This window comes from Actinomadura napierensis (genome assembly GCF_039529375.1).
Lineage (GTDB): Bacteria > Actinomycetota > Actinomycetes > Streptosporangiales > Streptosporangiaceae > Spirillospora > Spirillospora napierensis.
In genome coordinates this window covers 24,892-49,953 of the sequence record NZ_BAAAMR010000029.1, presented here as the reverse complement: position 1 = coordinate 49,953, position 25,062 = coordinate 24,892, and the positions used below count along the sequence as shown (strand labels likewise).

Below are 25,062 nucleotides of genomic sequence, written 5' to 3'. Positions count from 1 at the left end.
TCAGCGCCGCCTCAGCCGTACGTCGATCGAGTCGCGCAGCGCGTCCCCGACGAAGTTGAACGCCATGACCACCGCGACCAGGCAGCCGCCGACCGGGTAGATGAGCCACCAGGAGCCGTCGAGCAGGGAGCTCACGCCCTTCGACAGCTGGGTGCCCCACTCGACCGCCGGGTAGTTGAGGCCGAATCCGAGGAAGCCCAGCAGCGACACCGCGATGATCGCGTCGGCGACCTGGAAGGTGATGTTCACGATCACCACGCCGAGCGCGTTCGGGATCAGGTGCCGGACGATGATCCGCGCCTTGGTCGCGCCCATCACCGTCGCTGCCGCGACGAACCCGCGCGAGCGCAGCGCCAGCACCTCGGCCCGCACCAGCCGGGCCGGCGCGAGCCAGGAGAACGCCCCGAGGGTCAGGCTGAGCGACAGCACCGTGGAGCTGAACCGGGTCGCGATGATCAGCACGATGAACAGGAACGGGATCGACAGCAGCGTGTCGACGACGCGCATCATGACCGCGTCCAGGAGGCCGCCTGCGAGGCCCGCGACCGTCCCGTAGAGGGTGCCGATCGCGGTGGCGATCAGCGCCGCGAGCAGCCCGATCTGCAGGGACGCCTGGCCGCCCTTCATGATCCGTCCGAGCACGTCGAAGCCCTGCGCGTCGGTGCCGAGCGGGTGCCCGGCGCCGGGCGGCAGCATGCTGTTCACCGGGTCGACGGAGATCTGCTCGGTGACGTAGAGGTGCGGGCCGACGAAGCAGAAGAGGACGAAGAACACGATGATGCCGCCGCCGAGGACGGCGAGCCGGTTCCTGGTGAACTCCCGCAGGGTGAGCCGGCCGCCGCGCGTCCGGCCCGGTGGACGGGTCCCCGGCTCGTCGGGCGCGGTGGGCGCCGTGGTCCGGTCGGTCGCCGATTCGGTCATGCCCGCCGCGTCCTCGGGTCGGTGACCGCCACGAGCAGGTCGGCCACGAGATTGCCCAGGACGGTCAGGGTCGCCGCGATCAGCGTGTAGCCCAGCAGCACCGGATAGTCCTGGTTGTTCAGGGCGTTGAAGAACAGCAGCCCCAGCCCCGGGTAGTTGAAGACCGACTCGACCACCAGGTTGCCGGCGAGCAGCAGCGGGATCGACATGCCGATCAGGGTCACCAGCGGCGCGCAGGCGTTGCGGAGCAGGTGCCGGGTGAGGACCATGCGCATGGACAGGCCCTTCGACCGCGCCACGGTGATGTAGTCCTGCGCGAGCTGGTCGAGCGCCGCCGACCGCTGGTACCTGGAGAAGAGCGCGACCGTCACGCCGGTGAGCGTCAGCACCGGCAGCAGCATGGCGCGCGGGTCGGTGAAGATCACGAAGGCCGAGCTGGACTGGGACGCCTGCGCGGGCAGGACGCCCAGCCCCATCGCGAAGACCTGGATCAGCAGCATCGCCAGCAGGAAGACGGGCATCGAGTAGGCGACGAAGGTGAGGGTCGTCAGCACGGTGTCGCCGATGCCGCCGCGCTTCACCGCCTGGAAGACGCCGAGCGGGACCGCGATGCCGATCGCCAGGACCAGCGCCACGGCGGACAGCAGGGCGGTCCGCCCCGCGTTCTCGGCCACCAGCGCGTTCACGCTCTGGTTCAGCTTGTAGGAGTACCCGAGGTCGCCGTGCAGCAGATGCGCGAGGTAGCTGAGGTACTGCACGACGATCGACCGGTCGTAGCCGTGCTCGTGCTCGAACGCGGCCACCGCCCCCGGGCTCGCCTGGACGCCGAGGATGGCGCGGCCGGGCGAGCCGGCCATCCCGTGCAGCAGGACGAAGGTGATCACCGAGACGCCCAGGATCACGATCACCGACGTCGCGAGCCGCCGCAGCGCGTACTGGATCACGTTCCGCCTCCTTTCCGTGTCGCGGTCCCGGGCGTCGCCGGGACGCCGGCTAGCGCGTGTACCAGTACTCGGGGGTGAGCACGTTGGCGGGCAGGTTGGCGAAGGAGGCGGTCGGGCCGGACAGCGTCTTCTTCCAGGCCCAGATGGTCTGCGCGGCGGGCAGCCACAGCACGGGCAGGCCGGTCCGCAGGTGCTCGACCTCCGCCTGGACGGCCTTGCGGTCCGCGCCGTGCACCGAGGCGTCGATCAGCCTGTCGGTCTCGGGGTCGCCGAAGGCGCCCACGTTGCCCGAGCCCTTGGTGTCGAAGATCCCGGACGCGGTCGGGTAGGGCGGGGTGCTGAAGCCGCCCCAGGTCGACATGGCCCACTCGCCGGCCTTCGACGGCGCCGCCGGGACGTTGTAGTTCTGGATCAGGAAGCTGAAGGTCTTCGGCGCGACGGTGATCGTGATGCCGAGCTTGCGGGCCTCCGAGGCGAACGCGGTGCTGACCGCGCTGTGCAGCTGCGGGCCGCTCCGGTAGAAGAGGTTGAACTTCATCGTCTGGCCCTGCGGGATCCCGGCGCCGCACTGCGACGGCCCGGTGCCGGGACGCTCGCAGGTCGTGGTGCCGTTCGGCACCACCTTCCAGCCGTGGTCCTCCAGCAGCTTGCGTGCGGCGGCGGGGTCGTAGGGGTAGGGCGCGGTGGCGGTGCTTCCGGAGACGTAGGGTGACGTCGCGGGGGCCGTGCCGTAGCTCTCGACGGCCGCGCCGTTGTAGATGCCCTTGCTGGCGATGTACCCGGGCTGGTCGATCAGCCGCTGCAGCGCCTGCCGGATGTAGAGCTGGGCGTAGAGCTTGCCGACGTTGTCGGTGGTGTCCTTGAAGTTGAGCATGATGAAGTTGAAGCCCAGGGCCGGAGCGCCGTAGACGTTGTAGCCCGCGGCCTTGAGCGCCGACACCTGCCCGACGTTGCTCTGGTCGACCGTGGCCATCGCCAGCTTGCCGCTGAGCAGCTGGTTGAACTTCGCGCTCTCGGAGGTGAACGGCCGGAAGTTCAGCGTCGCGAGGTGCGGCTTCTGCGGGCCGCCGTACGCCTTGTTCGCGGTCATCGAGTAGGCGTTCGTCGTCACGTCGAAGCTGCTCAGCCTGTACGGGCCGTCGACCGTCTGCCAGAGCGGGTTCTTCGCGAACGAGGCGGGGTTCCGCGACGCCTTGTCCAGGTAGGCGTAGATCGCCGCGGCGTCCTTCGGCGAGGCGTGGTCGCCGCCGCCCGCGGCGCGCGACCACTGCTCGGCCGGCAGCGGGACGAGCGAGGTCAGCTCGTTGGCGGTGAACCACTCGGGGTTGTAGGCCTCCTTGAGCTTCAGCGTCACCGTGTTCCCGGACGTCGCCTTCGCCTCGGCGACGTTGTCGGGGAACTGGCCGGGCGTGTAGCTGCCCCAGTTCGCCGGGCTCTTCTTCAGCGCGGCCTTCAGCAGGTCGATGAAGAACACCACGTCGTCGGCGTCGACGGGCGTGCCGTCCGACCAGGTGTAGCCGTCGCGCATGGTGATGGTGACCGTCTTGTTCCCGTCGGAGAACTGCGGCGGGGACGCCAGGCTGAGGCTCTCGTCGATCTTGGGGCTGCCGCCCTGCGGGAACCAGTAGAGCGGCCGGTACATGAGCCGCTGGAACTCGTACGTCACGTAGGTGGAGTTGAAGGCGCCGGGGACGATCGGCAGCATGTAGAACGGCCCGGCTCCCGGCTGCTGCGCTATGTCGATGGCGCCGCCGTCCTTGGGCGTCCCCGACTGGGCGGGGATGGAGCCGAAGGTCGGCGACCCCGACTTGTGCTTCGTCGTCCCGCCGCCGCCACCGCCGCACGCCGCCAGCGGCAGCACGGCGGCCAGTGCCCCGGCGAGGAGCGCGTACCGTGTCCGGCCGCCCCGGGCGCGCGCCGTGCGGCGGCCCGATGTCCGTGCACTGCCCGTGCCGATGCAGGTGTTGATGCCCATGCGCGCCCGCTCCTGTGTCGTGTCCGTGGCGGGGGGAATCGCGTGACTCCGCGTCTCGGCGGCCGTCAACTCCCCCAGACCGCCTTCGCGTAGTTGTGGAAGTTCAGGCCGAGGATCTTCTCGATCCGGGTGGAGGAGTAGCCGCGCTCGTCCAGCAGCCGCGCGAGCTCGCGGAACTGGTCGACGCCGCGCAGGTCGACCACGAACGGGAAGGTGTCGGCGCGCTCGCCCGCGGCGGACGCCCCGGCGGCCTGCCGCTGCGCCACCTGCTCGGCGAGCAGCGCCCGGTAGCCGTCCAGGTCGTCGATCGCCGTGATCGTCCCGTCGGTGCCGATGCCGACGTGGTCCTCGCCGCAGACGTTCACCGCGTGCGCGATGTGCTCCACCACGTCCGCGGCCGTGGCGTGGCCCGACGCGTTGACGAACGGCATGAAGTAGATGCCGACGAACCCGCCCTTGGAGGCGACCAGCCGGAGTTCCTCGTCGGTCTTGTTGCGCGGCAGGTCGACCAGCGCGCGGCAGCCCGTGTGGTTGATCGAGATGGGCTGGGTGGACGCGCGCGCGGCCTCCAGGCAGGTCCGCTCGCCGCTGTGGGAGAGGTCCACCATGACGCGGTGCTCGTTGAGCGCCTCCACGACCTGGCGTCCGAGCGGCGTCAGGCCCCGGTTGCCGGGCGCCATCGAGCCGTCGCCGATCTGGTTGGCCTGGTTGTAGGTGAGCTGGATGATCCGCACGCCCAGGCCGGCGAACTCGGCGACCCGTTCGGGGCGGTCCTCCACGGCGGCGGCGTTCTGGAAGCCGTAGATGATGCCGATCTTCCCCAGCCGCTTGGCCTCGGCGATGTCTGCGGCGGTGTCGATCCGCATCAGGTCGCGCGAGTGGGCGGCGATGATCGCGTCCCAGGTGCGGATCTCGTCCAGGGTGTGCTGATAGGGCGGGAAGTCGCCGAGCGTGTACCCCAGGGTCACGTTGATGGCCGTCACGCCGGAGGCGTGCGCGTCGGCGAGGGTCCGCTCGTCGATGGTCAGCTGGTCGCTGGTCTGGACGAGCGCGCCGGACGCGGAGGCCGACGCCGGCGCGTTCGGGTTGTCCAGGCCGCCGAGCGCGTTGACGACGATGAGGTCCTCGATGTCAGCGCTCACGGGGCGCTCCTTCCTGGGCGGCGGCGCCGGCCCGGACGTAGTCCGCCCGGTCGTAGCGCCGGCCGCGCTTGACGGTGGTGACGATGCGGCGCAGGTGGCCGATGTCCTCGCAGGGGTCCGCCTCGACGACCACGAAGTCGGCCCGCTTGCCCGGCTCCACGGTGCCGACCGTGTCCTGGAGCCCGACGGCGGCGGCGCCGGCGGAGGTGGCCGCGCGGATCACCTCGTGGGGCGGCATCCCCATCGCGTGGACGAGGAAGTGCAGCTCCTCGTGGAGCGAGGGGAAGGGGTCGGCCGGCTGTGTCTCGTAATCGGTTCCGGTGCAGATCGTGACCCCCGCGTGCCGTGCCCGGTCGATGAGCCTTCTCAGCACGTCGGGGGCGAGCTCGGCCGCGCCGGGCGCGCTCGACGGCAGCCGCGCCACGAGGCTCGCGGTGGCGTCGAGGACCGTGCCGCGGCGCCGCATGTCGGCGAAGAGCGCGTCGAGGGCGTCGACCGGCGCGTCGAGGAGGCGCCGGTAGGTGTCCGCGAGGTGCCCGCGCTGCCGCCGGTACTCGCCGGGCCGGTCGCCGGGGATCTCGTGGGCCAGCATGTGGGCGTGCGAGACCACGTCGGTGCCCGCCGCGACGACCTCGCCGGGCATGGCGGGGAACACCGCCGCGTGCGCCCACACGAGCATCCCCTGCCGGTGGGCCTCCTCGGCGATCCGGGTGACCGTCGCGGCGTCGAGGTCGGCGTAGATCTTGATGGCGACGGCGCCGGTGCCGCGTGCGGCGGCGACGGCCAGCCGCAGGTCGGTGTCCGCGTCGACCGCCTGCATCCAGGGGACGGTGCCGGGCGTCGCGCCCTGGGTCACCTGCCACGTGCGCGGGTCGTCGAAGAACCCCGGGCCCGCCATCAGCGCCGCGCAGTGCACGTCCGGGCCGGGGATCTCGCCGACCAGTGACGCCCGCGCGAGGTCGGCCATCTGCCGCAGGTCGCCGGCCATCTCGCGGATCGCGGTGACGCCGCCATAGATCTGCCGCCGCATCAGCGCCTCCGCCTGCTCCCGGTTGGGCGGCGTCGACAGGTGCTGGTGCGCGTCGACCAGGCCGGGCAGCAGGAACGCGCCCTGCAGGTCGACCGTCTCCGCGCCGGGCGGCACCGCGGCGCCGAGGTCGGCGTCGGGAACGACCGCGGTGATCGTCGGCCCGTCGGTCACCACCGCCATGCCGTGCCGGACCGGGCCGCCGGTCCCGTCGATCAGCGAGACGCCGCGGTAGGCCGTCACCCGGCCGGGTTCGGGCGCGGCGAAGGGAGTGGGGGCGGGGTCGTTGCCCGCGACCGGGGGCTCGTCCTTGTCCGTCATGGCGATCGCACGGTCTCCGTTCTCGGTCCCGGACGGCTGGCGCACCCCTCGGACCAGGTGTGTTACATAGAGCGCAACAAGTGTTACAACATTAGCAACGTCTGCTAATGTGCGTCAAGAATCGGAAAACCCGCTCAGCGACCGTGGAGGGAAGTTGCCCAGACCGGCGAGCTCTGCCGTGGACAAGGCTCTGGATCTCATCGAGTCCGTCGTGCGGGCCGACCGCCCGCTCCGGCTGAGCGAGGTGGCGAACGAGGCGGGGATGCACCGCGCCACCGCCTACCGCATCCTGGTGGACCTGGTGAGGCGCGGCTGGATCATGCGCAGCGAGGACCACTACCTGCCGGGCCCGGTGGTGCTGCAGTTCTCCGAGGCCGCGGCCGCCAACTCGGTGGTCGTGCTGGGCCGGCCCGTGCTGCAGGCGCTGTCGGACCGGACGGCGATGATGGTGAACCTGCAGGTCCTCGAGCCCGAGGGCGCCCGGGTGATCGACGTCGTCCGGCCGCCCCGGCTGGCGATGATCAACGACCTGCTGGGCGAGCTGCTCCCCGTCCACACGTTCGCCGGGCCCATGGCGCTCGTCTCCGCGCTCGACGAGGCCGCGCAGATCCCCTACCTGCGCGCCGCCGAGCAGCAGGGGCATCCGCCGGAGCGCCGCGCCGAGCTGCTCGCCGACATCGAGCGGACCCGGCGCACGGGCTTCGCGCTCGAGCGCGGGCGCAACGAGGAGGTGATCGCCTCCCTCGGCCGCGCGGTGCTCGCCGGCAACGGCCGGCCGCTGTGCGCGCTCACGATCGTCGGCCTGGACAGCGAGTTCGACGATCCCACGCTGACCGGGCTCCAGGACCACCTGACCGCGGCCACCGCGGAGCTGGAACGCGCCCTGACCGGGCCGGACGCCGGAGCCGGCGTTGGCTGATCCCGCAGGCGGCGTGCTCGTCCTCGACCGGGAGGCGACCAGGGCGGCCGCTCCTCCGGAGGCGGTGCTGGAGGCGGTCCGCACCGCGCTCATCGCCGTCGCGGCCGGCGGGGTCTCCGCGCCGCCGCGCGTCGCGGCCCGCTCGGGGCGCGGCCTGCTGGGCGCGATGCCCGGCCACGTGCCCGGGCTGGGCCTGTCGGCGAAGCTCGTGTCGGTCTTCCCCGGCGCCGCCGCGGGCGACCACGGCGCCCACCGCGGCATCGTCGCCCACTTCGACGCCGAGACCGGGCGGCCGCTGGCCGTCATGGACGCCGAGGCGGTCACCGCGGTGCGGACGGCCGCCGCCGCCACGGTCGCCATGCGCGCGCTCGCCCGGCCCGGCGCGTCCCGGATCGCCGTGATCGGCACCGGGACGCAGGCGCGCGCCCAGATCGAGCTCATCGCGCCGCTGGACGGCGTGGAACTCGTCGTCGGCGCGCGCGATCCGGGCAAGGCCGAGCGGCTGGTCGCGGGCCTGCCGGCGGGATCGACGGCGGCCGGCGTCGAGGCGGCGGTCAAGTCGGCCGACGTGGTCTTCTGCTGCACCTCCAGCCGGGAGCCGGTCCTGCAGCGCTCGTGGCTGCGCGACGGCGCCCACCTCAGCTCGGTCGGCGGCTCCGACGGCCCGGAGTTCGGCGCCGAGACGCTGCGGGCGTCGTCGCTGTTCGTCGAGTGGCCCGGCGCCGTGACCGAGCCGCCCCCGGCCGGTGCGTGGGAGCTGCAGGGGACCGACCCCGCCGGCGCCCGCCTCATCGGCGACGTGCTCGCCGGGAGGCGCCCCGGCCGCCGTTCGGCCGCGGAGCTGACGCTCTTCAAGTCCACCGGCCACGCCGCGCTCGACGTCGCGGCGGCCTCCGTGGTCTACCGCGCGGCCCGCGAGCGCGGGCTGGGAATCGCCGTCGACCTCTAGGCGAACGCATGATCCGGCTCGCGCCCCATTCGGATGTGCGGCCGGCACATAACAGTCGTCCCGTTTCCGGGTGCTCTCCTCCCGGATCGGCACCGCACGGAAGGGCGGCTCGCCGCCCCGCTCCCCCGCATTCGGCGCGTGCCGGGACGCGCTCTTCCTCGTTTTCGGAACGCGGTCCGGAGCCGGCCGCGCCGCCTGCGGAAAATGCGTTCGCCCGGCCCGGAGGGTTCGGGGCAGCATGAAGGCCGCGGCGGCGTGGGAGGGCGTGTGGTTCTGGCAGGGGCACGAGAGGGTTCTCAGGACGTTCCGGCGCCCCGCAGGCGAGCCGTCCTGCTGGCGCTGCGCTACTACAGCGCCGTCCTGCGCCGCCACTGGCGGGTCTCACTTCCGGCGATGCTCTTCCCCGCCCTCGGGAACACCTGCCTGTACTACCTGACGCCGCTGGTAGTGGCCGCGCTGGTCGGGCATCTGGCCGGCGGCGGGGACGACGGCTCCGGCGCGGTCCTTCCCTACCTGCTCGCCTTCGCCGGCCTGATGCTGGCGGGCGAGGCGTTCTGGCGGGCGGGTCTGCACTGCCTCAACCGGACGGACGGCCGGGGCATCGAATGGCTCGGCATCACCGGCATGGACGAGCTGCTCGCCAAGGAGACGGCCTTCTTCCACGACAACTTCGCCGGTGCGCTGACCAAGCGGATCCTGAACTTCTCCAGCGGCTTCGAGGACTTCGCCGACACCCTCGCGTTCTCGATCATGGCCAACGTGATCCCGCTGTCGTTCGCCTCGGTGGTCCTGTGGCGGTACCACCCGGCGCTGGTCCTGGTGCTGGTGGGAATGATCGTCCTGACCGGCCTGCTCATCGCCCCGCTCATCCGCCGCCGGCAGGCGCTGGTGGACGCGCGCGAGGCCGCCAAGGTGCGGGTGTCGGGCCACGTCTCCGACGTGGTGACCAACATGGAGACGGTCCGCGCGTTCGCCGCCGAGGAGCGCGAGTCCGCGGAGCACCGGAGCCGGGTGATCGAGCAGCGCCGGCTCTCGCTGCGCTCCTGGGACTACGCCAACCTCCGCGTCGACATGATCGTCGCGCCGATGTCGATCCTGACGAGCGTCCTCGGCCTGCTGGCCGCGGTGGCGCTGCGCGGCGGCCTCGGGGTGGAGGCGGTCGTGGTGACGTTCACCTACTACACCAACGCCACCCGGATCATGTTCGAGTTCAACCAGGTCTACCGGCGGATCGAGAGCACGCTCACCGAGGCCGCGCAGTTCACCGAGCTGCTCCTGGCGCCCCCGGTCGTCGTCGACCCGCCCGACCCGGAGCCGCTGGGCCCGGCCGACGCCTCGGTCCGCTTCGAGCGGGTGCTCTTCGCGCACGGCGGCGGCCCGCCCCTGTTCGACGGGCTGGACCTGGAGATCCCCGGGGGCGCCAAGATCGGGCTGGTGGGCCGGTCCGGCGGCGGCAAGAGCACCCTCACCCGGCTGCTGCTGCGGCTGATGGACGTCGACGGCGGGCGCATCCTGGTCGGCGGCCAGGACATCGCCCGGCTGCGCCAGAACGACCTGCGCGGACTGATCGCCTACGTGCCGCAGGAGCCCGCGATGTTCCACCGGTCGGTGCGCGACAACATCGCCTTCGCCCGGCCGGGCGCCACCGACGAGGAGATCCTGGCGGCCGCGCGGGCGGCGCACGTCACCGAGTTCACCGACGGCCTCCCGGACGGGCTCGGCACGCTGGTCGGCGAACGCGGCGTCAAGCTGTCCGGCGGGCAGCGGCAGCGCGTCGCGCTCGCCCGCGCCATCCTGCGGGACGCGCCGATCCTGCTGCTGGACGAGGCCACCAGCGCCCTGGACTCCGAGAGCGAGGTCCTCGTCCAGGAGGCGCTGTGGCGCCTGATGCGCGACCGCACCGCCCTGGTCGTGGCGCACCGGCTGAGCACGGTCGTCCGCATGGACCGGCTGATCGTCCTCGACCGCGGCCGTGTCCTCGAACAGGGCTCCCACCGGGAGCTCCTCCAGGCGAAGGGCCCCTACGCCCGGCTGTGGCACCACCAGTCCGGCGGCTTCCTCACCGACGAGGCCGCCGCCGAGGACCTGGACCGCCGTCCGGCCTGACGCCGCGGCCGGTGCGCCCGCACCGCCCTGGCGCGAAATAAACGCCAGAATTGTTGACAATTTGGGCGACAGGATTCAGGATCGGTGCTGATCGGCCCTGTTCGGGGGCGGGTTCCGTCTGCAGTTGGAGGAGTCTGAATGAGCACCGACGCCGCCAGTCCGCTGCTCGTGGTGAGCGCCCACGCGGGCGACTTCGTGTGGCGCGCCGCGGGCGCGATCGCGCTGGCCGCGGAGCGCGGCGACCGGGCGAAGGTGGTGTGCCTGAGCTACGGGGAGCGCGGGGAGTCCGCACGGGCCTGGCGCGAGGGCAAGGGCCTCGAGGAGATCAAGGCGCTGCGGCGTGGCGAGGCGGAGGCCGCGGCGGCCGAGCTGGGCGCCGAGATCGAGTTCCTGGACGCCGGCGACTACCCGCTGCGGGAGACGCCCGAGCTGGTGGACCGGCTCGTCCGGGTGTACCGGGAGTTCGAGCCCGCGGTCGTGCTGACGCACACGCTGGCCGACCCGTACAACGGCGACCACCCGGCGGCGGCGCGGATGGCGTTGCAGGCCCGGGTGCTGGCGCAGGCCATCGGGTACGACGCGCCGGGCGAGCCGCTGGGCGCTCCCCCGGTCTTCTTCTTCGAGCCGCACCAGCCGGAGCAGTGCGACTTCAAGCCCGACGTCCTGCTGGACATCACCGCGGTGTTCGAGCGCAAGCGCAAGGCGATGGAGTGCCTCCCCGCGCAGGTGCACATGTGGGACTACTACACCGATCTGGCCAAGCGGCGGGGCGTCCAGCTGAAGCGGAACGCGGGCCCGAACCTGGGGCTCCCCCACGAGACGATGGCGGAGGCGTACGTTCGCGTGTACCCGCAGACGACGGGGGTGCTGGCATGAGGACGGTGGTGGTGACCGACCCGCCGCGCGCGGACGCCGGCGCGGTCGGCGAGCTGGGCGGCTTCGGGGTCGCGACCGTGCACGAGGCGATGGGCCGAACCGGCTACCTCGGGCCGGGCGTCCGCCCGGTGCACCTCGGGTCGCGGATCGCCGGGACGGCGGTGACGGTGCTGTCGTGGCCGGGCGACAACCTGATGATCCACGTCGCCGTCGAGCAGTGCCGGCCGGGCGACGTGCTGGTGGTGGCGACGACGTCGCCGTCCACGGACGGGATGTTCGGCGAGCTGTTCGCGACGGCGCTGCAGTACCGGGGCGTGCGCGGGCTCGTCATCGACGCGGGCGTGCGGGACGTGGCGGACCTGCACGCGATGGGGTTCCCGGTCTGGTCGGCGGCCGTCAGCGCGCAGGGCACGGTGAAGGCCACGCCGGGCGCCGTCAACGTGCCGGTGAGCATCGGCGGCCAGGTCGTCCGGGCGGGCGACGCGATCCTCGCCGACGACGACGGTGTGGTGTGCGTCCCGCGCGAGAAGGTCGCGGACGCGGTGGAGGCGGCGCGCGCGCGGGAGGAGAAGGAGAACGCCACCCGCGCGGCGTTCCAGAAGGGCGAACTCGGGCTCGACCGATACGGGTTGCGCGACCGGCTGGCCGGGATGGGCATCGAGTACGTCCCCTACAGCGAATACGGCGAGTCATGAGCGCCGGGATCCGCTGCATGATGATGCGCGGCGGGACGTCCAAGGGCGCCTACTTCCTCGCCGAGGACCTGCCCGCCGACCCCGCCGAGCGCGACGAACTGCTGCTGCGGGTCATGGGCACGCCCGACCCCCGGCAGATCGACGGGATCGGCGGAGCGCACCCGCTGACCAGCAAGGTCGCGGTGGTCTCCCCCTCGGAGCGGCCGGGCGTCGACGTCGAGTACCTGTTCCTGCAACTCGGCGTCGAGGAGCCGACCGTCTCCGACCAGCAGAACTGCGGGAACCTGCTCGCCGGGATCGGCCCCTTCGCGGTCGAGCGCGGCCTCGTCGCGGCGGGGTCCGGACGCAGCAGCGTGCGGATCCGGATGGTCAACTCCGACAGCATCGCGACCGCGACGTTCGCGACGCCGGGCGGCGCCGTCGACTACGACGGCGACACCGCCATCTCGGGGGTGCCCGGCACCGCCGCGCCGATCGTCCTGGACTTCGAGGACACCGAGGGCTCGGCGTGCGGAGCGCTGCTGCCGACCGGGAACGTCCGGGACGTCGTCGACGGCGTCGAGGTGACGTGCGTCGACAACGGGATGCCGGTCGTGGTCGCCGCCGCGTCCGACCTCGGCGTCACCGGCTACGAGGATCCCGCCGAGCTGGCGGGGCTGCGGGACCGGATCCAGTCGCTGCGGCTGGCGGCCGGGAAGCTGATGGGCCTCGGCGACGTGCCGGACGCGTCCGTCCCGAAGACCACGCTGGTCGCGCCGCCCCGCGACGGCGGGACGATCTGCACCCGCACCTTCATCCCGCTGCGCGTGCACACCTCGATCGGCGTGCTCGGTGCCGTTACCGTCGCGACGGCGCTGCTCATGGACGGTGCGGTCGGCCACGACCTCGCCGAGTTCCCCGCGCCGGGCGTGCCGATGAGCATCGAACACCCCACCGGGCGGCTCGACGTCGAGGTGGAGCTCGACGGAACGTCCGTGCGGCGGTCCAGCATCGTCCGCACCGCCCGCAAGCTCTTCGACGGAACCGTCTTCCCCCGGAGGTCCCTTTGATCACGCACGAGATCGCGCACGTCGGGAGCGTCGAGCTGCTGACGCCCGAGCCGGAGAAGAGCCTGCGGTTCTTCACCCGCGTCATGGGCCTGACCGAGGCCGGCTCCGAGGGCGACTCGGTGTACCTGCGGACGTGGGACGACTACGAGCACCACACCGTCAAGCTGACCGCGCACAGCACGTCCGGGATCCGCCGGACCGCGCTGCGCACCTGGTCGCAGGAGGCCCTCGAACGGCGCGTCAAGGCCATCGAGGAGGCGGGGCTCGGCGTCGGCTGGCGCGACGGCGACCCCGGCATCGGCCCGACGTACGTGTTCCGCGACCCCGACGGCCACGAGCTGGAGCTGTACTGGGAGAGCGAGTGGTACGAGGCGCCGCCGGAGCTGAAGCCGTCGCTGAAGAACCAGGCGCAGGCGTACCCGGCGCGCGGCGTGTGCGTCCGGCGCCTCGACCACGTCAACTACCTGTCCGCCGAGGTCGAGCCGAGCACCGAGTTCCTGATGGAGACGCTGGGCGGGCGCACCACCGAGCAGATCCAGCTCGACAGCGGTGACATCGCGGGGCGCTGGCTGCACTTCACCAACAAGTCCTACGACATCGTCTACACCCGCGACTGGACGGGCGCCAACGGGCGCCTGCACCACGTCGCGTTCGCCACCGACACCCGCGAGGACATCCTCCGCGCCGCCGACATCTTCCTCGACCACGACGTCTTCATCGAGACCGGGCCGCACAAGCACGCCATCCAGCAGACGTTCTTCCTGTACGTCTACGAGCCCGGCGGCAACCGCATCGAGCTGTGCAACCCGTGCGCGCGGCTGGTGCTGGCGCCCGACTGGAAGCCGATCACCTGGACGGAGGCGGAGCGCGCCAAGGGCCAGGCCTGGGGCCTGAAGACGATCGAGTCGTTCCACACCCACGGCACCCCGCCCCTGTGACCCGTTGAAGGCGGGTCAGCGGGAGAGGCGTTGCAGGAGGTCGCGGCTCGCGGCGGCCATCGTCGGGGGGACGTCCAGCTCGGCGAGCATGGCGGCCGCCGCGTCCATCTCGGCGGCGCGGCGGACGGCGTGCTTGTGCGTGCCGGCGACGAGGCGGTCCACGGTCGGCTCCCCGGCCGCGACCAGCTCCTCGACGATGTTGCCGCGCAGCCAGTCCTCGCAGCCGGCCGCCCGCGCCGCCTCCAGCGCCTCGACCACCGAGGCGGCCAGGCCCTTGAAGAAGACGCTGCGCAGCAGCTTGCGGGTCGCGGCGGCGCCCGCCTCGGCGTCCATGACCTCGACGGACGCGCCCAGCCCGGTGAGGATCTCCGCGGCGTCCGCCGCCGCGTCCCCGCTGGTCAGCATGGGGGTGTACAGCCCGCGGCCCGGCACCGGCGCCATGATCGCGATGTCGGCGAACCGCACGCCGGCCGCCTTCGCGGTGGCCGCCAGCTCCCGCTTCAGCCCGGGCGACGCGGTGTTCATGTCGGCCCAGAGGGCGCCGCCGGCGCCCGCGAGCCCGGCGCGCAGGGCCGCCATGGCGTCGTGCGCGCTGTTGACGCTCAGCACCAGGTCGGCGCCGGACGCCGCGTCCGCCTCGCCGGTGCAGGGGATCGTCCCCTCCGGCGCCGCGACGGCCGGGTCGTAGGCCCGCACGGCGGCGCCCGCCGCGGCGAGGTCGCGGGCGATGGCCCCGCCGGCCTCGCCCAGCCCGAGCACGGCGACGGCCGGCCTCCGACCGGTACCCTGCGTCATTCCAGCCTCCTGCCTCCGGCGGCGCGATCATGCCGACCGCTAGACTAAGGTGCGCGACAAAATTGGCGACAATATCTTCGCACGGAGCTCCAGGGGAGGGACAGTGCCGACACCCGACGACCGGGACACCGGCCGCCCGGTGGTGACCGGGATCCGGGAGGCGATCCTCTCCGGCGAGTTCGTCCCCAACCAGCGGCTGGTCGAGGCCGACCTCGCCGAGCGGTTCGACGCCAGCCGCGCGGCGGTCCGCGCCGCCCTCCTGGAGCTCGCCAACGAGGGGCTGATCGAGCGTGTGCAGAACCGCGGCGCCCGGGTGCGCGCGGTGTCGCTGGAGGAGGCCGTCGAGATCAGCGAGCTGCGCATGGTGATCGAGGGGCTGTGCGCGGCCAAGGCCGCCGAGCGGGTCACCGAGGACGGCGTCCGGCTGCTGACCGAGATCGGCGACGGCATGCGCGCGGCCGTCGCGGCCGGGGACGTGTTCGGCTACTCCCGGCTCAACGAGCGGCTGCACCGCGAGATCCGCGAGATCAGCGGCCAGCGCACCGCCGCGCGGGTGCTGGAGCGGCTGCGCGCGCAGAGCGTCCGGCACCAGTTCAAGCTGGCGATGCACCCCGGCCGCCCGGCGGTGTCGCTGCCCGAGCACCTGGCGATCATCGAGGCGATCCGCGACCGCGACCCCGAGTCGGCCGAGCGGGCCGCCCGCGAGCACCTGCGCGGCGTCATCCGCACCCTGCCCGAGGCCGACCGCACCCGCCCGCACGGCAACGGCCTGGCCCGCTGACCCGCGCCCCGGTCGCCCAGGGCGTCGCGGGCGGACGTTCCCGCCGGTCAGGACCGTTCCTGGGCAACGGATTGATCGCGGTCGCGGTAGTGCCTAGATTGGCGGGTGGAGCCCATCCGCCAGCACCGTCCCGGTGAGGGAGCCGCCATGTCCCCGCGAACACGACCGCCCTTCCGCGCCGACCACGTCGGGAGCCTGCTGCGCCCCGCCGACCTGCTGGCCGCGCGCGACGACCACGCCCACGGCCGCATCGACGACCGGCGCCTCGCCGAGGTGGAGGACGCCGCCGTCCGCGACGTGGTGGCGATGCAGCGCCAGGCCGGGCTGCGGACCGCCACCGACGGCGAGTTCCGCCGCACGTCCTGGCACATGGACTTCATCTACCGGCTGGGCGGGATCAGCCCGGCGGACGAGAAGATCAAGGTCAGGTTCCGCAACGAGTCCGGCGACCTGGAGTTCAGCACGGCCGCGCTGCGCGTGCACGACCGGGTCCGCCTCGACGAGACGATCTTCGCCGACCACTTCCGGTTCCTGCGGGACGCCGCGGGCGAGGGCGTCACGCCGAAGCTGACGATCCCGTCGCCGAACATGGTCCACTACCGGGGCGGGCCCGCGGCGATCGACCCGGAGGTGTACCCGGACATCGAGGAGTTCTGGTCCGACCTGGCCGCCGCGTACGCCGAGCAGGTGCGGCGGATCGCCGGTCTCGGCTGCCGCTACCTGCAGCTGGACGACACCAGCCTGGCCTACCTCAACGACCCGAAGCAGCGCGCCATGATCGCCGAGCGCGGCGACGACCCCGACCACCTCCACCTGCGCTACATCAGGCAGATCAACGCGGCGCTCGCGGACCGTCCCGCGGAGCTCGCCGTCACCACGCACATGTGCCGGGGCAACTTCCGCTCGTCGTGGACGGCCGAGGGCGGCTACGACTTCGTCGCCGAGGCGCTGTTCTCCGAGCTGGACGTCGACGGGTTCTTCCTGGAGTACGACGACCCGCGCTCCGGCGGCTTCGAGCCGCTGCGGTTCGTCCCGCCGGGCAAGACGGTCGTGCTCGGCCTGGTCACGACCAAGCGCGGCGAGCTGGAGTCGAAGGACGAGCTGAAGCGCCGCATCGACGAGGCCGCCCGGTTCGTCCCGCTGGAGCAGATCTGCCTGTCGCCGCAGTGCGGCTTCTCCTCCACCGTGGAGGGGAACGCGCTGACGGCGGACCAGCAGTTCGCCAAGCTGCGGCTCATCGCCGAGACCGCCGAGGAGGTCTGGGGCTGAGCCCCGGCCGGGCCGTGCCGGGGACGCTAGACGGTCTCGGTCATGAGGTGTTCGAGGGCGGTGACCGCGTGCGCGCGGTGCACGTCGAGGACGCGGACGGCCTCGTCGGCGTCCCCGGCGCGCAGCGCGGCGAGGGCCGCGCGGTGCTCGCCGATGACGCGTTCGCGGTTGACGCCCTCGCCGTAGTAGATGGAGCGGTAGGCGTCGGTGGCGTCCCACAGCGTGCGGATGAGCCGGATGAGGCGCGGCATGGCGGCGTACTCGTACAGCGCCATGTGGAAGGCCCGGTTGGCCGCCGCCATCGCGAGCACGTCGCCGGCCCGCCCGGCGCGCTCGACCTCGTCCTCGGCGCGGTCGAGGGCGGCGAGGTCGGCGGCGGTCATCAGGGCGGCGGCGCGGCGGACGGCCTCCTCCTCCAGGATGGTGCGGATCCGGTACACCTCGCGCAGGTCGTCCAGGGACAGTTCCTCGACGTAGTAGCCGCGGTGCGCCCGGTAGGTGACCAGCCCTTCGCCCTGCAGGGTCTTGAGCGCCTCGCGCAGCGGGACCCGGCTGACGCCGAGCTCCTCGGCCACCATGTCCTGGCGGATCGGTGCGCCGGGGCGCAGCCGGCCGCTGGTGATGGCGCGCCGCAGCTCCTCCAGGACGAACTGCTGGGCCGTCGGAGGCCGTCTGGGCTGCGTGGTCATCGGCTCAATATCTCATGGCGGTAACGGTGGACGGGCGTCAGTGGGCGGCGGCGGCCCAGTCGGGGCCCGTGCCGATCGCCACGTCCAGCCCGACGCCGAGCGGGTAGGCGGTCGTCATCCGGGTGCGGACGAGGTCGCGGACGGCGTCGTGCTCGCCCGGCGCGAGCTCCAGCACGACCTCGTCGTGGACCTGGAGGAGCAGCCGGCTGCGCGCCCCGGCGGCGGCGAGCGCCGCGTCCACCCGCAGCATCGCGATCTTGACGATGTCGGCGGCGGAGCCCTGCACCGGGGCGTTCAGCGCCATCCGCTCGGCGGTCTCGCGCCGCTGCCTGTTGTCGCTGGTCAGGTGCGGCAGGTAGCGGCGGCGGCCGAGGAGCGTGCGGGTGTAGCCGGTGACGCGGGCCTCCGCGACGACCTCCTCCAGGTAGTCGCGGACGCCGCCGAGCCGCGCGAAGTAGGCGTCCATCAGCGGGCGCGCCTCCGCCATCGCGATGCCGAGCTGCTTGGCCAGCCCGAACGCCGACAGGCCGTAGGCCAGCCCGTACGACATCGCCTTGATCTTGCGGCGCATGTCCGGGGTCACCGCCTCGGGCGCGACCTGGAAGACCCGCGCGGCCATGGTGCCGTGCAGGTCCTCGCCGGACGCGAACGCCGCGAGCAGCGTCGGGTCCTGCGACAGGTGCGCCATGACGCGCAGTTCCAGCTGACCGTAGTCGGCGGTCAGCAGCGCGTCGAAGCCCTCGCCGGGCCGGAACGCCCGCCGGATCCGCCGTCCCTCCTCGGTGCGGACGGGGATGACCTGGAGGTTCGGTTCGGTGGAGGTGAGCCGGCCGGTGGCCGCGACGGTCTGCTGGAACGTGGTGTGCACGCGGCCGTCCGCGCCGATCTCCCGGATGAGCCCGGCGACGGTCGCGCGCAGCCGGGCCAGGTCGCGGTGGCGCAGCAGGATCTGCGGGAGCCCGTTGTCGGTCTGGGTCGCGAGCCAGGTCAGCGCGTCCAGGTCGGTGGAGTGGCCCGACTTGATCTTCTTGGTCTTCGGCAGCCCCAGCTCGCCGAACAGCACCTCCTGGAGCTGCTTGGTGGAGCCGGGGTTGAAGCGGCGCCCGGCGATCTCGGCGGCGTCGTCTGCGGCGCGCTCCATGCCGTCGGCGAAGTGCTGCTCCAGCTCGCGGAGGAGCCCGGCGTCCACGGCGACGCCCGTGCGCTCGGCGCGGGCGAGCAGGCCGGACAGGGGCAGTTCGACGTCGCGCAGCAGCTCGTCCATCCCGGTGGACGCGAGGTCGGGGGCGAGTCGGTCCGCCAACTCCAGGACGGCGCCGGCCTGCAGCATCAGCCCGTCCGGGCCGTCCGAGGGCGGGCGGCGGCCGAGGTAGCGGGCGGCGACGTCCACGACGCCGTACGCGGCGAGGCCGGGCAGCAGCAGGTAGGCGGCCATGGCGGTGTCCGTCATGACCCCGCCGAGCCGCCAGCCGCGGTCGGGCAGGACCCGCGACAGCTCCTTGGCGTCGTGCACCGCCTTGGGACGGCCCGGGTCGGCGAGCCACGCGGCGAACGCGCGCTCGTCGCCCGCGGTGAGCGCGGACGGCTCGAACGCGGCGGCGAACCCGTCGGGCGTGGCGAGCGCGATCCGCTCGATGTCGCCTGTCCCGCGCGTCCAGGTGCAGTCGGCGGCGAGCCCGACCGGCCCGGTCGCCCTGGTGGCGAGCCAGGGCGCCAGCTCGTCCGGACCGAGTTCGTGGCCGCGCAGCACGGGCCCGGTGGGCTCCGGCGGGCGGCCTCCGCCCGGATCGGCCGCGAACAGGCGCTGCCGCAGGCTCGCGTTGCGGAACTCCAGGTCGTCGAGAAGCGCGGTGAAGGCGGCGATGTCGTAGGGCCGCCGCCGCAGATCGCCGACGTCCACGGGGAGGTCGACGTCGCGGACCAGCTCGGTCAGCCGCCGGTTCAGCCGGACGGAGTCGAGCGCAGCGCGCAGCCGCTCCCCCGCCTTGCCCTTCACCTCGCCGGACCGCTCCAGCAGCGCCGCGAGCGACCCGAACTCGCGGATCCACCTGGCGGCGGTCTTCTCCCCGATGCCGGGGATGCCCGGCAGGTTGTCGGACGGGTCGCCGCGCAGCGCCGCGAAGTCGGGGTACTGCGCCGGCGTCAGGCCGTACTTCGCCTCGACCGCCTCCGGTGTGTAGCGGATCATCTCCGACGCCGTCCGGTAGAAGTACAGGACCGTGACGTCGTCGCTGACGAGCTGGAGGGCGTCGCGGTCGCCGGTGACGACAAGGACCTCGAGGCCGTCGGCCACCGCCCGGGCGGCGAGCGTCGCGATGACGTCGTCCGCCTCGTAGCCGGGCGCCCGCAGCACGGACACGTTCATCGCGGCCAGCAGGTCGTCGAGGACGGCGAGCTGGCTCCCGAACTCCTCGGGCGAGCGTGCCCGCGTCGCCTTGTAGTCGGGGAACGCCTCGGTGCGGAACGTGCGGCGCCCGACGTCGAACGCGACCGCGAGATGCGTGGGCCGCTCGTCGCGCAACGCGTTGGCCAGCATGTTCGCGAACCCGTAGACGGCGTTGGTGGGCTGGCCCGCCGTCGTGCTGAAGTTCTCGACCGGCAGGGCGTAGAACGCCCGGTAGGCCAGCGAGTGGCCGTCCAGGAGCAGCAGGCGGGACCGGTCGGTCATGGTCTCATCCTCGCAGCCGCGGGTAGTGGGCACGCGGAGGCACCTGCCGTTGGAGGGGGACATGACGGAGATCAATGTGGGAGGCGTCGGCATCTGGCGCTCCTGGAGCGGCCTGAGTCCGGAACTGGCCAGGGAGGTGGAGCTGCTCGGCTACGGGACGATCTGGATCGGCGGTTCGCCGTCCGGCGACCTCGGCATCGCCGAGCGGCTGCTGGCCGCCACCGACCGGATCATGGTGGCGACCGGCATCGTCAACATGTGGGCCACGCCGGCGGAGGAGGCCGCCGCTTCCTACCACCGGCTGAACTCCGCGCACGGCGGCCGGTTCCTGCTCGGCGTGGGCATCGGCCACCGCGAGGCCACGCAGGACTACCGCAAGCCCTACGAGAAGATCGTCGACTATCTCGACCGGCTGGACGCCCAGGAGGTCCCCGTGTCGGGTCGGGTGCTCGCGGCGCTCGGTCCGAAGGTGCTGCGGCTGTCGGCCGAGCGGGCGGCCGGGGCGCACCCGTACCTGACCACGCCGGAGCACACCCGCCAGGCCCGCGCCGAGCTGGGCGAGTGGCCGCTGCTCGCGCCCGAGCAGAAGGTCATCGTGGACACCGACGCCGGCCGCGCCCGCGCGCTGGCCCGGGAGAACCTGTCCGGCACGTACCTGAAGATGCGCAACTACGTCGCGAACCTCGAACGGCTCGGGTTCACCCGCGCGGACTTCGCCGGCGAGGGCAGCGACGCGCTCATGGACGCGCTCGTCGCGCACGGCGGCCCCGAGGCCGCGGCGGCCAGGGTGACCGAGCATCTCGACGCGGGCGCCGACCATGTCGCGGTCCAGGTGCTGACCGGCTCCGGCCAGGACCCGCTGCCCGCCCTGCGCGCCGTCGCGGAGGCGCTGAACCTGGGCTGAGCACCGAAACGGAGGGACCTTCCGCCGGGGCTTGCGGTGGCCGCCGGGGCGCGGAATGATCATGTCTGCACGATTCGCGCCCGCCGTCACGTTGCACCCGAGCGCCCAGGAGGCGTTGGCCGTGAACGCCGAATCCGAGGTCGCCGGGCTCCGGCTGCTGACCGCCGCGGGCGCCCGGATGGCCGGCGTCCTGGACATGGAGCGGGTCGCGCGGCACCTGGTCGCGGCCGCCCTCGGCGAGGCCGCGGAGGCCGGCGAGGCCGCAGGCGGCGGGTTCGCCGACACGGTCGGGGTGTACGTGGTCGAGCAGCTGATCGTCGGGGACGAGCTGCCGCGCCCGCCCGGCGTCCGGGCCGTGGAGGCGCGCCGGATCGCGGTCGGCGCCGCCGGCACCGACCTGGAGCCGCTCTTCCCGTCCGGCGAGACGGTGGTGTTCGCGGCCGGCACCGCCTACGCCGCCTGCGTCACCGGCGGGACGCCGCAGCGGTTCGCCGAGCTGGACCGGCACTTCGCCCTCGAACCGCGGGTGCCGCCGCCGCGGCAGGCCCGCGAACGGCTGGCCGACCTGTCGGACTTCCTGCTCGTCCCGCTGCGGGACGGCGAGGCGGTGCTCGGCCTCGTGGCGTTCGCACGCGGGTCGGCGTCCGGACCGTTCAGCGACGCCGACGCCGCTGTGGCGGCGGACCTGGCCGCGCTCACCGCCGGCTGCCTGGAGGGCGCGCGCCGCTACCAGCGCGAGCATGCGGCTGCCCGCGCGCTGCAGTCCGGGCTGCTGCCGCTGCCGCCGGGCGCCGTCCCGGGCGTGCGGGTGGCGCACCGGTCCGTCCCCGCCGGGCGGGCCAACCTCGTCGGCGGCGACTGGTGCGACATCATTCCGCTGCCCGCCGGGCGGGTCGCGCTCGTCATCGGCGACGCGATGGGGCACGGCTCGGCCGCCGCCGCGGCCATGGTGCAACTGCGCGCCGCCGCGCGCACACTGGCGATGCTCGGCAAGGACCCGGCGCAGATCCTCACCTGGCTGGACCGGATCACGCCGGGCATCGGCCCCGTCCAGTTCGCGACGTGCGCGTGCGCCGTCCTGGACACAGCCGCCCGCACCGCCGAGATCTGCCGGGCCGGGCATCCGCCGCCGGTCCTGCTGCGGCCGGGCGGCGGCTGCGACGTCCTCGACCTGCCGCCCGGGCTGCCGCTCGGTCTGGACGGCGCCGAGTACGAGAACACCCGGGTGCCCATGCCGGACGGGTCGACCCTCGTGCTCTACACCGACGGACTGATCGAGACGCGCGACCGCGACCTGGAGGCGGGGATCGCCGCGCTGCGGGGGGCGCTCGCCGGGGCCGCCGCCGGGCTGGAGGACGCCTGCGCCGGCGTCGTCGAGAAGCTGATCGTTCCGCCGAACCACGACGACGTCACGGTGATGCTCGTCCGCACCGGCACCTGACCGCGGACGCGCCGGACGCACAACGAGAGGGGACCCGTTGAACGACCCGGACTGGGCGAGCGGCATCGACCCGAACCAGGCCAGCGTCGCCCGCGTCTACGACTACCTGCTGGGCGGCGCGCACAACTTCTCCGCCGACCGCGACATCGCCCGGACGCTGGAGGCGATCGAGCCGCAGGCGCGCGCGATCGCGGCGGCGAACCGGGCGTTCCTGGTGCGGGCGGTCCGGTACCTGGCGGCGGAGGCCGGCGTCCGGCAGTTCATCGACATCGGCTCGGGCATCCCCACGCAGGGCAACGTGCACGAGATCGTCCACCGGGTCGACCCGGCGGCGCGGGTCGTCTACGTCGACCACGATCCGGTCGCGGTCGCGCACAGCACCGCGCTGCTGGACGGCGAGCCGAACGCCGCGGTGATCCAGGCGGACCTGACCCGGCCCGCCGAGATCCTCGGCCACCCGACCGTCCGGAAGATGATCGACTTCGGCGAGCCGGTGGGGCTGCTGCTGGTCGCCGTCCTGCACTTCATCACCGACGAGCAGGACCCGGGCGCCATCGTGGCCGAGCTGACCGCGCCGCTCGCGCCCGGCAGCCACCTGGCCGTCAGCCACGGCACGCACAAGCAGCAGACCGGCGAGGCCGTCACGAAGGTGTACCGGCGGGCCGTGTCGCAGGGCGAGCCGACCCTGCGCACCGCCGGGGAGATCGGCGCCTTCCTCACCGGCTTCGACCTGCTCGATCCCGGTCTCGTGCACGGCCCGCTGTGGCGTCCCGGCTCGCCGGACGACCTGCCGGACGACCCGTCCCGCTTCTGGTTCCTGGTCGGCGTCGCCCGCAAGCCCTGACCCCGCCCCCTCTTCGTTGAGTTGCGGCGAGTCGTCGTTATGGGACGTCCCATAACGACGACTCGCCGCAACTCAACGTGGGGTCAGCGGGTCTGGTAGGGGCCGACGCGGGTCGGCGGGACCTTCTCCGCGAGCGCGTGCTTGCGCGCGAGCTCGTTGCCGTTGACGGTGAGCGTGCTGTTCGCGAACTGCTCGGTGACCGCCGCGGTGGCGTCGATCATCTGGTCGAAGCCCTGCAGGTTCACGTTGTCGTAGCGGTCGCAGGCGGAGTGGTAGCACGGGTCGTAGGCGATGCCGGCGGTGCCGCCGTACACCTTCGCCTGCTCCTCGGTCTTGATCTTCTCGGCGCCGGTGAAGATGCCGCCCGCCGGGATGCCCGCGGTGATGAAGGCGTTGTAGTCGGACCGGCCGTCGAACGCGGTCGGGTCGGTGGCGAGGCGGCGTCCGGTGAAGTAGTCGTTGAACGCCTTCTCGATCGCGCCGGTCCCGGCCGGGGTGTCGACGTTGTTGCCACCCTCGCTGTTGTCGCCGTCGTAGACGAACCGGACGTAGTTGGGCGAGGCGAGCATGTCGAAGTCGAGCATCAGCGCGACCTTGTCGCGCTCGGCCTGCGGCAGGTTGTCGACGTAGTACTGGGAGCCGAGCAGGCCCTCCTCCTCGGCGCCCCAGAACGCGAACCGCACCTGGTTGCGGACCTTCTTGCCGAGCTTGTGGATCTGCTTGGCCATCTCCAGCAGCGTCGCGGTGCCGGAGCCGTCGTCGTTGATGCCGGGCCCGGCGACGACGCTGTCGTTGTGCGCGCCGACCACCACGACGTTGTCGGCGCGTCCGCGCGGGGTGTCGGCGATGACGTTGGCCGCCTCGCGCTTCTGGTTGGTGGTGTCGGTCTTGACGTGCAGCGTCACGCCGCCGTTCTGCGCCTGCTTGACGAGGTCGGTGCCGACCGCGTTCGTCGGGCCGACGACCGGGATCGAGTACGGCGTGGTGAGGGTGCCCGCCACCGGTCCCGGCTCGTCGGGCAGCTGGTAGATGACGACGGCGCTCGCGCCGGCGGCGATGGCGTTGTCGGCCTTGACGGAGAAGAAGCAGCCGCCGCGCTGGATCAGCGCGATGTTCCCCTTCGGGAACCCGGTGAAGTCGCCGGCCTCGCATCCGCTGCCGGTTCCGGACGCGGCCGGGTCGACGGGGGTCGCGGCGGCGGTGACGTCGCCGGACCCGGAGTACTGCAGCGTCGCGAAGTCGGTGTCGGGGGTGAACGTCTTCGGCGCCGGCGCGGTCTCGGCGAACGTCGCCGGCGCGTTCTCCTGCCAGAAGTCGAAGGTGAAGTTCTGGACCGTCGGCTGGTAGCCGGCGCGCTTCAGCTGGTCGGCGATGTACTTGATGGTGATCTTGTTGCCGTCCAGGCCGGCGGCCCGGTTGCCGCCGTTGGCGTCCGCGATCTTCTGCAGGTTGAGCTGGTGGTGGCGGACGGCCTTGAGGGTGACGAGCCCGGCCAGCCGTGATCCGGCCGGCGCGGCGGCCTCGGCACCGGGCGCCACCAGGGCGGTGGCGGCGAGCGAGAGGCCGAGGAGGGAGGCGAGCGCGGCTCTGCGCATGACCGTGTCTCCGTTGCGTGGGGGACAAATCGCACGAAGCGTGACATGTGGGCTTACCGCGGACAAGATCTAGAGTTGCCAATCCGCGGCCCGTAGCCGGAAGCGGCCAGACGGAGCGGCCGGGCACTTTCAGGGGCGCCGATTTAGCTCATCTGACGAGCACATGTCAACCCCACCGGCGTCCGCGCAGGCGATAAATACAGGTTGATAGCAC

21 protein-coding genes are annotated in these 25,062 nt (G+C 72.9%); 12 read left to right on the top strand and 9 right to left on the bottom strand.

What is annotated here, in order from left to right; all coding sequences use genetic code 11:
• The 5 genes from ABD296_RS18240 to ABD296_RS18220 form a co-directional block, all read right to left on the bottom strand.
• Positions 1 to 921 carry an ABC transporter permease gene (locus tag ABD296_RS18240; RefSeq protein ID WP_344268042.1) on the bottom strand — a complete coding sequence of 307 codons (921 nt, stop codon included), beginning with the start codon at positions 919 to 921 and terminating at the stop codon, positions 1 to 3.
• A complete protein-coding gene (locus ABD296_RS18235; protein ID WP_344268040.1) occupies positions 918 to 1,865 on the bottom strand; it encodes an ABC transporter permease in 948 nt (315 codons plus the stop codon). The genes ABD296_RS18240 and ABD296_RS18235 overlap by 4 nt, the downstream gene beginning before the upstream one ends.
• A 49-nt stretch (positions 1,866 to 1,914) precedes the next feature.
• Positions 1,915 to 3,840 (bottom strand): ABC transporter substrate-binding protein, encoded by a 1,926-nt coding sequence (locus tag ABD296_RS18230; RefSeq protein ID WP_344268038.1) that lies wholly within the window; start codon positions 3,838 to 3,840, stop codon positions 1,915 to 1,917.
• A 65-nt stretch (positions 3,841 to 3,905) separates the two neighbouring features.
• Positions 3,906 to 4,982, bottom strand: coding sequence for a dipeptidase (locus ABD296_RS18225; protein ID WP_344268036.1), 1,077 nt, complete (start codon positions 4,980 to 4,982; stop codon positions 3,906 to 3,908).
• Complete coding sequence (locus ABD296_RS18220; protein WP_344268034.1) at positions 4,972 to 6,330, bottom strand: amidohydrolase family protein; 1,359 nt, start codon at positions 6,328 to 6,330, stop codon at positions 4,972 to 4,974. Before ABD296_RS18220 ends, ABD296_RS18225 begins: the two co-directional genes overlap by 11 nt.
• Before the next feature lie 178 nt (positions 6,331 to 6,508).
• Here ABD296_RS18220 and ABD296_RS18215 point away from each other — a divergent pair, with 178 nt between their 5' ends.
• From ABD296_RS18215 to ABD296_RS18185, 7 genes are all read left to right on the top strand, one after another.
• Positions 6,509 to 7,249, top strand: coding sequence for an IclR family transcriptional regulator (locus ABD296_RS18215; RefSeq protein ID WP_344268032.1), 741 nt, complete (start codon positions 6,509 to 6,511; stop codon positions 7,247 to 7,249).
• Complete coding sequence (locus ABD296_RS18210) at positions 7,242 to 8,198, top strand: ornithine cyclodeaminase family protein (protein ID WP_344268031.1); 957 nt, start codon at positions 7,242 to 7,244, stop codon at positions 8,196 to 8,198. The genes ABD296_RS18215 and ABD296_RS18210 overlap by 8 nt, the downstream gene beginning before the upstream one ends.
• 267 nt (positions 8,199 to 8,465) lie before the next feature.
• Positions 8,466 to 10,304: an ABC transporter ATP-binding protein gene (locus tag ABD296_RS18205; RefSeq protein ID WP_344268030.1), complete on the top strand. Its 1,839-nt coding sequence runs from the start codon at positions 8,466 to 8,468 to the stop codon at positions 10,302 to 10,304.
• 138 nt (positions 10,305 to 10,442) lie between these two features.
• Complete coding sequence (locus tag ABD296_RS18200) at positions 10,443 to 11,180, top strand: PIG-L deacetylase family protein (protein ID WP_344268028.1); 738 nt, start codon at positions 10,443 to 10,445, stop codon at positions 11,178 to 11,180.
• Positions 11,177 to 11,875 carry a 4-carboxy-4-hydroxy-2-oxoadipate aldolase/oxaloacetate decarboxylase gene (locus tag ABD296_RS18195; protein WP_344268026.1) on the top strand — a complete coding sequence of 233 codons (699 nt, stop codon included), beginning with the start codon at positions 11,177 to 11,179 and terminating at the stop codon, positions 11,873 to 11,875. Before ABD296_RS18200 ends, ABD296_RS18195 begins: the two co-directional genes overlap by 4 nt.
• Complete coding sequence (locus ABD296_RS18190; protein WP_344268024.1) at positions 11,872 to 12,924, top strand: 4-oxalomesaconate tautomerase; 1,053 nt, start codon at positions 11,872 to 11,874, stop codon at positions 12,922 to 12,924. Before ABD296_RS18195 ends, ABD296_RS18190 begins: the two co-directional genes overlap by 4 nt.
• Positions 12,921 to 13,862: a catechol 2,3-dioxygenase gene (locus ABD296_RS18185; protein WP_344268022.1), complete on the top strand. Its 942-nt coding sequence runs from the start codon at positions 12,921 to 12,923 to the stop codon at positions 13,860 to 13,862. The genes ABD296_RS18190 and ABD296_RS18185 overlap by 4 nt, the downstream gene beginning before the upstream one ends.
• Positions 13,863 to 13,877: 15 nt before the next feature.
• On the opposite strand, the gene ABD296_RS18180 is transcribed toward ABD296_RS18185, so the two are convergent.
• Entirely contained in the window at positions 13,878 to 14,657 is a 780-nt protein-coding gene (locus ABD296_RS18180) for an NAD(P)-dependent oxidoreductase (protein WP_344268020.1), read from the bottom strand.
• 103 nt (positions 14,658 to 14,760) lie between these two features.
• Here ABD296_RS18180 and ABD296_RS18175 point away from each other — a divergent pair, with 103 nt between their 5' ends.
• Both ABD296_RS18175 and ABD296_RS18170 read left to right on the top strand, forming a co-directional pair.
• Positions 14,761 to 15,438 carry a GntR family transcriptional regulator gene (locus ABD296_RS18175; protein ID WP_344268018.1) on the top strand — a complete coding sequence of 226 codons (678 nt, stop codon included), beginning with the start codon at positions 14,761 to 14,763 and terminating at the stop codon, positions 15,436 to 15,438.
• Between the two features lie 147 nt (positions 15,439 to 15,585).
• Positions 15,586 to 16,707 (top strand): 5-methyltetrahydropteroyltriglutamate--homocysteine S-methyltransferase, encoded by a 1,122-nt coding sequence (locus ABD296_RS18170; protein WP_344268016.1) that lies wholly within the window; start codon positions 15,586 to 15,588, stop codon positions 16,705 to 16,707.
• A gap of 26 nt (positions 16,708 to 16,733) precedes the next feature.
• Here ABD296_RS18170 and ABD296_RS18165 read toward each other — a convergent pair whose 3' ends face one another.
• Together ABD296_RS18165 and polA are read right to left on the bottom strand one after the other, a co-directional pair.
• The gene (locus tag ABD296_RS18165; protein ID WP_344268014.1) at positions 16,734 to 17,396 is read right to left on the bottom strand and encodes a GntR family transcriptional regulator; all 663 of its coding nucleotides are present in this window, start codon (positions 17,394 to 17,396) and stop codon (positions 16,734 to 16,736) included.
• Between the two features lie 37 nt (positions 17,397 to 17,433).
• Positions 17,434 to 20,064 carry a DNA polymerase I gene (gene polA / locus ABD296_RS18160; protein WP_344268012.1) on the bottom strand — a complete coding sequence of 877 codons (2,631 nt, stop codon included), beginning with the start codon at positions 20,062 to 20,064 and terminating at the stop codon, positions 17,434 to 17,436.
• A gap of 61 nt (positions 20,065 to 20,125) precedes the next feature.
• On the opposite strand from polA, the gene ABD296_RS18155 reads away from it, so the two are divergent.
• The 3 genes from ABD296_RS18155 to ABD296_RS18145 all read left to right on the top strand — a co-directional run bounded on the left by ABD296_RS18155 (position 20,126) and on the right by ABD296_RS18145 (position 23,253).
• Complete coding sequence (locus ABD296_RS18155; RefSeq protein ID WP_344268010.1) at positions 20,126 to 20,968, top strand: LLM class F420-dependent oxidoreductase; 843 nt, start codon at positions 20,126 to 20,128, stop codon at positions 20,966 to 20,968.
• A 61-nt stretch (positions 20,969 to 21,029) separates the two neighbouring features.
• Positions 21,030 to 22,409 carry a PP2C family protein-serine/threonine phosphatase gene (locus tag ABD296_RS18150; RefSeq protein ID WP_344268008.1) on the top strand — a complete coding sequence of 460 codons (1,380 nt, stop codon included), beginning with the start codon at positions 21,030 to 21,032 and terminating at the stop codon, positions 22,407 to 22,409.
• A 37-nt stretch (positions 22,410 to 22,446) separates the two neighbouring features.
• Complete coding sequence (locus tag ABD296_RS18145) at positions 22,447 to 23,253, top strand: SAM-dependent methyltransferase (RefSeq protein WP_344268006.1); 807 nt, start codon at positions 22,447 to 22,449, stop codon at positions 23,251 to 23,253.
• Positions 23,254 to 23,336: 83 nt separating this feature from the next.
• Here the strand turns inward: ABD296_RS18145 and ABD296_RS18140 are convergent, their stop codons facing one another.
• The gene (locus tag ABD296_RS18140) at positions 23,337 to 24,848 is read right to left on the bottom strand and encodes a M20/M25/M40 family metallo-hydrolase (RefSeq protein ID WP_344268004.1); all 1,512 of its coding nucleotides are present in this window, start codon (positions 24,846 to 24,848) and stop codon (positions 23,337 to 23,339) included.
• Between the last annotated feature and the right edge of the window lie 214 nt (positions 24,849 to 25,062).

What these genes read in the sequence shown, in the direction of transcription:
- ABD296_RS18240 (WP_344268042.1), bottom strand. Translation starts at nt 921, where the DNA reads ATGACCGAATCGGCGACCGACCGGACCACGGCGCCCACCGCGCCCGAC.
- ABD296_RS18230 (WP_344268038.1), bottom strand. Translation starts at nt 3,840, where the DNA reads ATGGGCATCAACACCTGCATCGGCACGGGCAGTGCACGGACATCGGGC.
- ABD296_RS18220 (WP_344268034.1), bottom strand. Translation starts at nt 6,330, where the DNA reads ATGACGGACAAGGACGAGCCCCCGGTCGCGGGCAACGACCCCGCCCCC.
- ABD296_RS18200 (WP_344268028.1), top strand. Translation starts at nt 10,443, where the DNA reads ATGAGCACCGACGCCGCCAGTCCGCTGCTCGTGGTGAGCGCCCACGCG.
- ABD296_RS18195 (WP_344268026.1), top strand. Translation starts at nt 11,177, where the DNA reads ATGAGGACGGTGGTGGTGACCGACCCGCCGCGCGCGGACGCCGGCGCG.
- ABD296_RS18190 (WP_344268024.1), top strand. Translation starts at nt 11,872, where the DNA reads ATGAGCGCCGGGATCCGCTGCATGATGATGCGCGGCGGGACGTCCAAG.
- ABD296_RS18180 (WP_344268020.1), bottom strand. Translation starts at nt 14,657, where the DNA reads ATGACGCAGGGTACCGGTCGGAGGCCGGCCGTCGCCGTGCTCGGGCTG.
- ABD296_RS18170 (WP_344268016.1), top strand. Translation starts at nt 15,586, where the DNA reads ATGTCCCCGCGAACACGACCGCCCTTCCGCGCCGACCACGTCGGGAGC.
- ABD296_RS18165 (WP_344268014.1), bottom strand. Translation starts at nt 17,396, where the DNA reads ATGACCACGCAGCCCAGACGGCCTCCGACGGCCCAGCAGTTCGTCCTG.
- polA (WP_344268012.1), bottom strand. Translation starts at nt 20,064, where the DNA reads ATGACCGACCGGTCCCGCCTGCTGCTCCTGGACGGCCACTCGCTGGCC.
- ABD296_RS18155 (WP_344268010.1), top strand. Translation starts at nt 20,126, where the DNA reads ATGACGGAGATCAATGTGGGAGGCGTCGGCATCTGGCGCTCCTGGAGC.
- ABD296_RS18150 (WP_344268008.1), top strand. Translation starts at nt 21,030, where the DNA reads ATGTCTGCACGATTCGCGCCCGCCGTCACGTTGCACCCGAGCGCCCAG.
- ABD296_RS18140 (WP_344268004.1), bottom strand. Translation starts at nt 24,848, where the DNA reads ATGCGCAGAGCCGCGCTCGCCTCCCTCCTCGGCCTCTCGCTCGCCGCC.